The sequence below is a fragment of the Sodalis sp. (in: enterobacteria) genome (assembly GCF_047607725.1).
GTDB lineage: Bacteria > Pseudomonadota > Gammaproteobacteria > Enterobacterales > Enterobacteriaceae > JBLKSS01.
Map to the genome: position 1 here is coordinate 1 of NZ_JBLKSS010000056.1, position 9,899 is coordinate 9,899.

11 protein-coding genes and 2 pseudogenes are annotated in these 9,899 nt (G+C 54.7%); 6 read left to right on the plus strand and 7 right to left on the minus strand.

Going from position 1 to position 9,899, the window contains the following annotated elements; all coding sequences use genetic code 11:
* A partial coding sequence (locus ACMX3H_RS05900) for a transposase domain-containing protein (RefSeq protein ID WP_415210157.1) occupies positions 1–139 on the plus strand: 139 nt, incomplete at its 5' end.
* A 26-nt stretch (positions 140–165) separates the two neighbouring features.
* Here the strand turns inward: ACMX3H_RS05900 and ACMX3H_RS05905 are convergent.
* From ACMX3H_RS05905 to ACMX3H_RS05915, 3 genes are all read right to left on the minus strand, one after another.
* Positions 166–402 carry a hypothetical protein gene (locus ACMX3H_RS05905; RefSeq protein ID WP_415210147.1) on the minus strand — a complete coding sequence of 79 codons (237 nt, stop codon included), beginning with the start codon at positions 400–402 and terminating at the stop codon, positions 166–168.
* A 298-nt stretch (positions 403–700) separates the two neighbouring features.
* Positions 701–1,330, minus strand: a complete 630-nt coding sequence (locus tag ACMX3H_RS05910) for a DMT family transporter (protein WP_415210148.1) — start codon at positions 1,328–1,330, stop codon at positions 701–703.
* Complete coding sequence (locus ACMX3H_RS05915) at positions 1,294–1,548, minus strand: hypothetical protein (protein ID WP_415210149.1); 255 nt, start codon at positions 1,546–1,548, stop codon at positions 1,294–1,296. Before ACMX3H_RS05915 ends, ACMX3H_RS05910 begins: the two co-directional genes overlap by 37 nt.
* Positions 1,549–1,686: 138 nt before the next feature.
* Here ACMX3H_RS05915 and ACMX3H_RS05920 point away from each other — a divergent pair, with 138 nt between their 5' ends.
* The 3 genes from ACMX3H_RS05920 (at position 1,687) to speG (ending at position 3,798) form a co-directional block, all read left to right on the plus strand.
* Positions 1,687–2,631 carry a LysR family transcriptional regulator gene (locus tag ACMX3H_RS05920; protein ID WP_415210150.1) on the plus strand — a complete coding sequence of 315 codons (945 nt, stop codon included), beginning with the start codon at positions 1,687–1,689 and terminating at the stop codon, positions 2,629–2,631.
* 230 nt (positions 2,632–2,861) lie between these two features.
* The gene (locus tag ACMX3H_RS05925) at positions 2,862–3,191 is read left to right on the plus strand and encodes a DMT family transporter (protein WP_415210151.1); all 330 of its coding nucleotides are present in this window, start codon (positions 2,862–2,864) and stop codon (positions 3,189–3,191) included.
* Between the two features lie 43 nt (positions 3,192–3,234).
* On the plus strand, positions 3,235–3,798 hold the full coding sequence (gene speG / locus ACMX3H_RS05930; protein ID WP_415210152.1) for a spermidine N1-acetyltransferase: 564 nt from the start codon (positions 3,235–3,237) through the stop codon (positions 3,796–3,798).
* A 51-nt stretch (positions 3,799–3,849) separates the two neighbouring features.
* Here speG and ACMX3H_RS05935 read toward each other — a convergent pair.
* A pseudogene (locus ACMX3H_RS05935) lies at positions 3,850–4,722 on the minus strand (nucleoside-specific channel-forming protein Tsx).
* A gap of 858 nt (positions 4,723–5,580) precedes the next feature.
* Here ACMX3H_RS05935 and ACMX3H_RS05940 point away from each other — a divergent pair.
* Positions 5,581–6,021: a hypothetical protein gene (locus ACMX3H_RS05940; protein WP_415210153.1), complete on the plus strand. Its 441-nt coding sequence runs from the start codon at positions 5,581–5,583 to the stop codon at positions 6,019–6,021.
* Positions 6,022–6,068: 47 nt separating this feature from the next.
* Entirely contained in the window at positions 6,069–6,752 is a 684-nt protein-coding gene (locus tag ACMX3H_RS05945; RefSeq protein WP_415210154.1) for a hypothetical protein, read from the plus strand.
* Here the strand turns inward: ACMX3H_RS05945 and glgX are convergent.
* The 3 genes and pseudogenes from glgX to ACMX3H_RS05960 form a co-directional block, all read right to left on the minus strand.
* A pseudogene (gene glgX, locus ACMX3H_RS05950) lies at positions 6,708–8,761 on the minus strand (glycogen debranching protein GlgX). The gene ACMX3H_RS05945 and the pseudogene glgX overlap by 45 nt on opposite strands.
* 6 nt (positions 8,762–8,767) lie before the next feature.
* On the minus strand, positions 8,768–8,947 hold the full coding sequence (locus ACMX3H_RS05955) for a hypothetical protein (protein WP_415210155.1): 180 nt from the start codon (positions 8,945–8,947) through the stop codon (positions 8,768–8,770).
* 489 nt (positions 8,948–9,436) lie between these two features.
* Positions 9,437–9,832, minus strand: a complete 396-nt coding sequence (locus ACMX3H_RS05960; RefSeq protein WP_415210156.1) for a hypothetical protein — start codon at positions 9,830–9,832, stop codon at positions 9,437–9,439.
* Positions 9,833–9,899: the final 67 nt, after the last annotated feature.

A 9,899-nucleotide genomic window follows, 5' to 3' on the forward strand; every position in this document is an offset into this window, starting at 1 on the left:
TACGCTGATCGGCAGTTGCAAACTGAACGGCGTGGAGCCGGAAGCGTATCTGCGCCATGTGCTGGCGATTATCGCGGATCATCCCATCAACAAAATCAAAGAGCTCCTGCCGTGGAACCTCACCATCCCTGCTGAATAACCGTCAATACGGCACTGGGCGTACTCTTACCACAATAGCTTCGCCAGACCGACATCCTGGCCGTCAAAGCTGGCTATCAGCCAGTGGCAATGTGGCTCTGCAAAGCTTTTCTCCAGCGAGGGCGCCGCGAAATCATCCGCCAGAAAATCCACCAGCGCCTGTTTCTCCGGCCAAAGATGGCCAAAATGACCGATGTAGCTCTCATAACCCAGCGCGGTCAGGGAATCGGCATCCTTGCGGCTGGCGAGGCGAATTTCCAGCATGATTTCGTCCAGTAATTGATGGGGAGGTCTCGGCCAGTCATCATAAAGGCAGCCACGCCGGGATCCAATGCCGGCAACCTTAAAAGGTTATTGCCGGCAACGCCGGAGAAAGGCGTCTACCGGTGTCGTCACGCCCCGGTGGCGTATCCTGCCGAGCGAAGCGCGACGCCATCCGCGGGGATAGACAGCCAAACCAAGCGCGGTGCGTTGGGTTATCCCGCAGAGGAAGCGCGATACGGCGCAAAAGAATATGCCGTGAGCATGAGCACTACGCAACCCGGCGGCCTATCCCATGAGGCTAAACGCGGCGCGGCGTGGTGCGTCGGGTCAGCACCATCAGCAGGCTGGCGACGATACAGCCGTCGCCGACCCAACCCAGCACCGTGAGATGTTCATTAATCAACAGCGCCGCCAGCAGCGCGACGAACAGCGGCTCGGTGCCCAGCAGGAGCGAGAGCCGCGAAGGCGAGGTGCGGCCGGCGGCATAATTTTGCGCGAAAAAGGCAAACAGGGTGGCGAACAATGCCAGATACAAGGTGATCCCCCAAAACTGCCACGACGCGGGCAAGGGAGGCGGTTGTCGGAAAGTGAAGAGCAGCAGCAGCCAACTGCCGGCCGCGACGACCCCGGTCTGGACCGCGGTCAACACCAACACCAGCGCCGGTACCGGCCGGTGCGCGGTCAGGCGCCGGGTATAACACACCAGACAAGCGCGCAGCAGCGCGGCGGCCATCACCAGCCATTCCCCGCGCCCCAGGCGCAACACGCTCCCACCGCACAACCAATAAACGCCCAGCAACGACAGCAGCGCCGCCAGCATCAATCTTCCGTAGAGCCGTCCGCGACACACCAACCATTCCACCAACGGCGTAAAAATGACGAACAGGCTGATTAAAAAGGCCGTATTACCGGCGCTGATAATCGCCACGCCCTGCGTTTCGCAGATATAAATACCCCAAGCAGAATCAGCCCCAGCGGAAGCCCGGGACGCAGGGCCGCCCAGCCGGCGCCACGCAGTTGCGGCACCAGCACCAGAAAGGTCAAGATAAAACGCAGCGCGATAAAACCCAGAACCGGATAAAACGCGAGCGCCTGTTTGGTGGCTACATAGCTGCTGCCCCAGATAACCGCCACCAGCAACAACATGGCATCGGCAAGCTGTGGCGCGCTAACGCGATATTCAGCATTTCAACATCCGTAATCGATGATCTTTAGCAAGGGTTGCAGTATATTCTTTTGTTGCCCAGGCAATAATTGCCTAAAAATGCACAACACTTATTCCCTATGAGAACAAATCAACTCCTCCCGCTGTTGCCTAATATGGTGATACTGGTCAAAGTGGTGGAAAAAGGCGGCTTCTCCGCCGCCGCCCGCGAATTAGGCACCACCACCTCGGCGGTAAGCCGGCAGATAGCCAGACTGGAGCAGGCGCTGGGATTGCGGCTTTTGGAACGCAGTACACGCCGGTTGCGCCTGAACGAGGCGGGTCATGAGGTATACCTGTGCTGTCAGCGGATCCTGACCAGCGCCAGCGATGTGCTGGTGATTTCCGACAGAGTGATGTCCACCCCGCAGGGGCAGGTGCGGCTAAGCGTGCCCAAGGCGCTGGGCAAATTCGTTATCGGCCCGTTAATCGGCCCCTTTTTGCAGCGTTATCCGCAAGTGGACGTTGCCTTACAGTTGACCGATACCCTACCGGATTTGTTGGCCAGCGACCTGGACATGCTTATCGCCATCGGCGACCGGCCGCCGGAGAATCTGGCGGGGCGGCGGCTGACATTTGTCCGGCAGTTGCTCTGCGCCACACCGCTTTACCTCAACCGGCGCGGCACGCCGCAACAGCCGGAGGATTTAGCGCAGCACGATTGTATCTGGCTGGGCGAAACGCCCGAGGATAACCGCTGGCGATTCCGCCAGGGTGAACAGCGACGGCAGGTCGAGGTTCACGGCCGTTTTGTGAGCAATCACAGCGAAGCGCGTATGGCGGTAGTCCTAGAGCATCTGGGCATTACCTGCCTGCCGCACTTTACCGCCACCGCGCTGGCGGAGGGGACGCTGGTGCCGGTATTGCCCCAATGGCGTTACGATGGCCCTTATCAAGGTATGGCCTGGGTGTTGTATCGCCCCAATCCCCAGTTGCCGCCCAAGATGCGGGTATTGATAGATTATCTGGCGGCGGCCTTGGCCGATAACGCCGGCGACCGCTCTTCCTCGTCGCCGGTGCAATAACACCGCCCAATGCCGACGAACGAGAAACGCCGGTGGGGTTTAAGCGGTCATTGCAATCGCTTTCCAGGCCAATCAACGAAAAGGAAGAATGTGTTTATCACACCTTTGCGCGGATAAGCTTTATTCTCTACCACCGCCCGTGTTGCTTACGCAACGAGACCGCTACGGTATTTTTTCCGCAAGCGAAAAGTGTTAGTCTTGAGGTTTAATTATCCTGGTCAGAGTCATCTATGGCTTATCTCTATTTATTTGTTGCTATCATCGCGGAAGTCATTGCCACCTCGTCTATCAAAGCTTCGGCGGGCTTTAGCAAACTGGTGCCCTCTCTTTTAGTGATAATCGGTTACGCCATCTCGTTTACGCTGTTGTCGCTGGTCCTTAAAACCGTACCTGTCGGCATCGCTTATGCCAGTTGGTGCGGTTTAGGCATTGTTTTTGTCGCCATAGTAAGCTATTTCCTGTATGGGCAAAAATTGGATGCCGTGGCAATATGCGGTATCGCCATGATCATCGCCGGCGTTTTGATCATTAATTTATTCTCCAAAACCGCCGATAATTGATCAGACTCATTATGTTTTAACTCAAGTATTCGAGAATACGTTAATGAAAAAACCAAGCCAAGTTTCAGAGGATCATCCTATTAAGCTGCGCCCGTTAGAGCGTGAAGATCTGCACTTTATTCATCAGCTCAATAATAATGAGATGGTGATGCGCTACTGGTTTGAAGAACCCCATGAAGCCTATGTGGAGTTAAAAGATCTTTATCAGAAAAATATCCACAACATCAGCGAACGACGGTTCATTATTGACAAGCAGGGCGTCAGCGTTGGGCTGGTCGAGTTGGTGGATATCGATCATATTCACCGGCGCGCCGAATTTTCTATCCTGGTGGCGCCCGAGCACCAGGGCAAAGGCTACGCCAGTGAAGCGACTCATCTGGCGTTGAATTTCGGCTTTATGGTACTCAATCTGCATAAGCTGTATTTGATCGTTGATGAAGAGAACACCAAAGCCATCCATATTTATACCAAGTTGGGTTTCAAGCAGGAAGGGGTTTTGCTACAGGAATTTTTCATAAACGGCCAATACCGCAATACGCTGAGAATGTGCCTGTTCCAGCACGAATATCAGAATGCCCGCGCGTCGGCGCTTGAGCAAAAACGCTGAATGGCGCCTGGCGCATCATGAAAAGACGCGGCGCGCGGCAGCCTCCGGGGATTAGAAGTTATAGCCCACAACCAGATAATACCCCCAGCCGGTAGAGGCAACGCTGAACGACCCATCACAAAAATCCAGCTGGCTGCCGTCGCGCCACTGGCCACCGTGGTGAAAATAGCGGGCGACCAGCGAGTAGTGCAGATGGTCATAGGCCAGAGCCAGAATATGGCTGGAGGCGATAGCATTATTACTGCGTACACCGCCGGACTTATCGGCCAAATCGGAGCCAAAATCAAAATTAGTGAAACCGATATAACTAAGATCGCCGCCCCATAACGTGGTGAGAGGATAGAAATATTTCACTTTGACGCGATACCCGTCCCAGCTATTTTCATTGCTGGCGCCATAATTTTGCCACTGATATTTTGCGTAAATATTCAATGAAAGCGCCAGGTCGCTGTGGGTATCGATCTCGGTGCCCACCCCCATATACCAAGTACTTTAGCGAGATGCGGCATTGCGGCCCATATCGTAGATGTAATTATTGGCGAAGAACCATTCTTTGAAAGGCCCCATGCTGAGATCGGACCCCGTCAGCTTGTCGATGGAAAAACGGGGCTCTATTTCCATAAACAGCGGCGACCCTTTATCCCAAATACCGCGATCGGCACTATTACCGACGCCAAAAGACTTTGGTACATCCAGATAACCATAAAAGTCAAACCATTCTTTGCGGGTCAACGCCTCATATTCCAGATAAACGTCATTATTCAGTTGTGGACCGAAACGGGTATGATAGCTACCAACAACGTTTACGCTCTGGTGCCACCAGTCAGAAAGAGAGTGATCGCTGTGGGCTCCGTTATCCGCCGCCGCTGAGAAACTGCAGGTTAAGGCGAAGAGTACCCGCAACGCTTTATTTTTTATTTTCATATTATCGCCAGAAATATTAACTTTCCCTAAATAATCGGGAGAGTTGAACAAATAACATACTGATAAAACGCTTCCAGAGGGGAATTATCGTAATATCAGTCGGTCATGACTCGAAACACCCATAGCGGCTTCTCGCCGCCATATTTTCCCTGACTAAATAAGCTTTTAACCAAATGTTGTCAATATATTTTCTGATTGTCGTTTACTGTTTAGCATTACCCTGAAATGGATTGTCTTTTTAAGGAAAAAACATCAGGATATATTTTGCAGATAAAATAACCAGAATGGACAATTATTCTTCATCCGGCCTGAAACACATTATGCTATTTGGCGCGAAAATAACCTAGTTATGAATACCGCGTTACTTCCCCGCTTATCGTTCGCGGATAACCGCCGTCCCCGGTGCGGATAACCCTCCTGTGGCCATCCCGGAAACGCGCAAGGGGGAGGCCACCTAACCGTTTCGCCTCGCCGAGTTCGTCCGGGAGAATCACCGGCCCAACGCCACCGGCAGCCTCACCTTGTAGTCTGGCCAGCCAGGGGAATGCCACTCGCCGGACATCCTCTGAGCCGGCGACGATAAAAGCGAATTTTGCGGCAATAGGAGCCGGGGTTGTTCCTCATGACGCTGTTTGATGTGTGCATTAAGCGCGGAATAGGCGCGTTTAGCTGGGATGAAATTCCTTTTGGCGTCAGCGCATGTCGTTGAGTAACGGGGGATTGCCCTACCGCATCACGATTAGTTAGCGCACTAACAACAGCATAGGCGCACCAAGAGGTTTCACCTATGATTCCTGTTCACCTATTATCGAGCCACGCTCATTCGGCCCGCGCAGGGCGCCGTTACAGGAGTTTTGTATGTCAGACGTTGCAGCGAGTTCCCGTATTCTCACCACCCATGTCGGTAGCCTGCCGCGCCCGGTTGCCTTGTTGGATCTAATGAAAGCCAATATAGATGGTCAGGATAATCAGGCAGAGCTGGATAGCGCCATTCGTCAGGCCGTCAGCCAGTCCGTCGAGGAACAGGTAGCGGACGGCATCGATATTGTCACCGACGGCGAACAATCCAAGATCGGTTTCTTTTCGTACGTCCGTGAACGCATTGAGGGTTTTGAACCTCGGCCGGGCGCGGGCTATGCGGCGTTCGATGCCGAAGTTGAAGCGTTTCCTGAGTACTATAAACACTATTTCGGCGAAGCGATGCTGGGCGGCAATTTGACGCCGTTCGTGCCGGTGGCCTGTACCGGCCCGGTCCGTTATGTTGGCCTGCCGCAGCTGCAAGGGGATTCGACAATCTGAAGCTAGCGCTGGCGACGACCGCCTGCCAGGGGGCGTTTTTACCCTCCGTGGCGCCGACCGGCGTGGGCAGCAATGAATTTTACCGCAGCGAAGAAGAGTATCTCAGCGCCGTTGCCGACGCGCTGCGCGTAGAGTATCAAACGATCATCGACGCCGGCTTCAGCGTACAAATCGATGACCCCTTCCTGCCGGATTTATTTGCCGATCGCCAACTGGACAATGCGGCTATCCACCGTAAAGCCAATGCCTATATTGAGATCCTGAACCATGCGCTGCGCGGCCTACCGCAGGACAAGATCCGCTACCATACCTGCTACAGCATCAATGAGGGTCCGCGTATCCACGATGTCCCGTTCATTGAGTTCGTCCGTTTTATGTTGCGCATTAACGCCAGCGACTACTCCTTTGAGGCGGGCAATGTACGCCATGAGCATGAATACCACCTTTGGGAACAGGTCAAACTGCCGGAAGGGAAACGCCTGATCCCGGGCGTTATCTGCCATACGAGCAACACCGTGGAGCATCCTGAGCTTATCGCAGAGCGACTGGTTCGTTTCGCCGAACGTGTGGGCCGGGACAACGTGATAGCCGGCGTCGACTGCGGTTTCTCCTCTCAAGCCACCTACCGTACGGAAGTGCATCCCACGGTTATCCGTGAGAAGTTTCGCGCGCTGCGCGCCGGCGTGTCAGGCGACCACCATCGACGATTTGCTATTCACCAGTTCAAATAGCACCACGGTACGTGATGGGCAGGTGTAATGGTGGCCGAAATCGAAGGTGTGCTCGCTGATATCATCCGGCTGGAAGGTATCGAAGAATGGCGCCACCTCCGGCAGGGTGAACACGACGTCTTCGTGCGAGGCGCTGAACAGCAGCACGGTACTTTGTGACCCTACCCGCAGCAGCCCTGTCGGCTGTGAACGCCCGTCCAGCGACATACCGATACTCTTTAAGTGAGCATCGCCCCACGTCTCTTCGTTCATCTCCTCGCCGCCGGGCTGAAACCAGGTGACGTCTTTGATGTTCAGCTTCTCGTTCAGATTGCCGGTGAAGAAACGGCCGCGGGGCAGGATGGGAAAACGCCTACGCAGGGCGATAAGACGGTAGGTAAATAGGATAAGCGATTGGCCTTTGTCGTTGATATTCCAATCGACCCAGCTGATTTCGCTGTCCTGGCAATAACCGTTATTGTTGCCCTGCTGGGTGCGGGCAAACTCATCGCCCGCCAGCAGCATCGGCGTACCCTGGGAAAAGATCAAGGTCGCTAGCATATTGCGCATTTGCCGCAATCGCAGCGCATTAATCGCCGGGTCGTCGGTCAAACCTTCCGCGCCATAATTGGCGGAAATATTTTCGCTGTGTCCATCGCGGTTATCCTCGCCGTTGGCCTCGTTATGCTTGTGTTCATAGGAGACGATATCGTTCAGGGTGAAGCCATCATGCGCGGTAATGAAATTGACCGATGCGTTCGGCTTGCGGCCGCGATGATTAAAAATATCGGCCGAGCCCGCCAAACGGGTAGTGAACTCCGCCAGTTGCCCCCCTCATCGCCGCGCCAGAATTTTCGCACCGAATCACGATAACGATCGTTCCATTCGGCCCATCCCGGCGGAAAACCGCCCACCTGATATCCGCCCGGGCCGCAGTCCCAGGGTTCCGCTATCAGCTTGCATTGGCTGAGAATAGGATCCTGGCGGCAGGTATCCAGAAAGCCGCAGCCCTCGTCAAAACCGTAGCTTTCCCGGCCGAGAATCGTCGCCAAATCGAAACGGAAACCGTCAATCTGCATCTCCGTCGCCCAATAGCGTAGAGAGTCGGTCACCATTTGCAGCACGCGCGGATGACTCAAATTCAGCGTATTGCCGGTTCCCGTATCGTTGATGTAATACCGCTTTTCTTCGGGAAACAGGCGGTAATAGCTGGCGTTGTCGATCCCCTTTAGCGACAATGTCGGCCCCAGTTCATTCCCTTCGGCGGTGTGGTTATACACCACATCCAGAATGACTTCGATGCCGGCGGCGTGCAGGGTGGCGATCATCTGCTTGAATTCGTTAACGGTTGAGGTGGCCATATATTTGGGATGCGGAGCGAAAAAGCCGAGGGTGTTGTAACCCCAAAAATTATGTAGCTCCTTCTCCTGCAGTTGGCGGTCGTCGACAAAGGCGTGGATCGGCATCAGCTCAATGGCGGAGACGCCAAGCGTCTTTATATAGTCGACAATTTGCGGCACGCTCAGCGCGGAAAAGGTGCCGCGTAAATGCTCAGGCACCGCCGGATGACGCATGGTATAACCGCGCGCGTGCGTTTCATAAACGAGGTTTTTTTCCCACGGGATAAAGTTTTTACCGTTGATGGGCCAGGAGAACGCCGGATCAATCACCCGACATTTTGGCATAAACGGCACGCTGTCGCGCTCGTCCAGGCTCAAGTCTTTGTCTTCGTTGGCGATGTCATAGGCAAACAGGGCGTCATCCCATTTCAGTTCGCCCCAGATTTGTTTGGCATAGGGATCGAGCAGCAGCTTGGCCGGGTTGAAGCGATGCCCCTGCTCCGGCTCAAACGGGCCATGAACCCGGTAACCGTACAGCAGCCCCGGACGCGCGTCAGGCAAATAACCGTGCCATACCTCATCGGTATATTCCGGTAGTTCAATACGGTCATACTCTTCGCCGTCCTCATTGAACAAGCACAGTTCCACGCGCGTAGCATGAGCGGAAAAAATAGCAAAATTGACCCCCAGGCCATCCTACGTTGCCCCGAGCGGAACCGGTTTCCCCTCCCTCACGCGGGTGGTACGGCCGGCATCTAAATGTTTGACGATGTCATTATCGGTATTGGGGTGGGCAATATGGATGCCTTTACCATCCACCAGCACTTCCACTTGATTATCTACCTTGCTCGCCATTCTCGTAGTGCCAGTAGGCATGATTTCCTCACGTTTTTTTGACGATCCCTTGGCCATCTTTAGTCATCCCTGAGACGAATATAAGTAATGTCCGTTCGCTTCTGCCAAGACCGCCGGCGGCGATCCGACGGTTGAGAAGCCACCTACTTCTGCCGGTGTATCCTTGCGTAATGTGGTCTCACCCCCATAGCTAACACTGGCGCTGGCGCGGTCGGTGAAAGCAGACCACCCGCTTGAATTACGCCCGTTACAGGGCGATGCGCCACGGCAGCGTCACAACGCAAGCGCTGTGAACGCGCTTGGGGTCGCTGAAGCAGGCAGCATCACCGCCTACCTCCGCCGGCGCTGTCTGCGCCTGGCGTTAAATGTGGATCATTTGTCATATGCGTTCTGACACAGAAGACCGCGTCTGACTTGGGATACCGCGTCCGACTCGGAATACCGGGTCCAGGCTTGGGTAGCGCGCTCGCCTCGGGACACCGCGTCCACGCATGGGATACCGCATCTGACTTAAAACACCGCGCCTGGCCTGTATATAAAGCTCTGAGTGTAGTCACCTTTGGAGGTTATGCCAGAGCCGCCACACAAGCTTGACTGTGGCGCCTCATTGCCGGCGATGGCGCTCAATTTCAGGTCCTGCGCCCGCGGCGCCGGATAATCTGCCCCTTCCGCGCGGACGTCTCGCCGCGGCGCAAAGGCGCAGACAGCCAAGGTAGGTGCGGTTTCATTTTTCGCGGAATCGGTTAACCTGTAATGATTATCGTGCGTGACGTTTCGCCGCCACAGCGGATTATCCTTAACCAGGGAGCAACAATGGATATTAACAAAGACACCGTAAGCGCCCCGTGGAGGACGTCTTGAATTATTGGGGGGTTTGTTGTATGGCCCGGTAAGAATATGTTCCACTACGATGCCTAGTGAACCCGCATCCTATAAGGGACGGCTGTCAGATCATGGATAATCCGGCGATGAT

Coding starts and splice junctions, on each gene's coding strand:
- ACMX3H_RS05905 (WP_415210147.1), bottom strand. CDS start 402: ATGCTGGAAATTCGCCTCGCCAGCCGCAAGGATGCCGATTCCCTGACC.
- ACMX3H_RS05915 (WP_415210149.1), bottom strand. CDS start 1,548: ATGTTGTTGCTGGTGGCGGTTATCTGGGGCAGCAGCTATGTAGCCACC.
- ACMX3H_RS05920 (WP_415210150.1), top strand. CDS start 1,687: ATGAGAACAAATCAACTCCTCCCGCTGTTGCCTAATATGGTGATACTG.
- ACMX3H_RS05925 (WP_415210151.1), top strand. CDS start 2,862: ATGGCTTATCTCTATTTATTTGTTGCTATCATCGCGGAAGTCATTGCC.
- speG (WP_415210152.1), top strand. CDS start 3,235: ATGAAAAAACCAAGCCAAGTTTCAGAGGATCATCCTATTAAGCTGCGC.
- ACMX3H_RS05940 (WP_415210153.1), top strand. CDS start 5,581: ATGTCAGACGTTGCAGCGAGTTCCCGTATTCTCACCACCCATGTCGGT.
- ACMX3H_RS05955 (WP_415210155.1), bottom strand. CDS start 8,947: ATGCCTACTGGCACTACGAGAATGGCGAGCAAGGTAGATAATCAAGTG.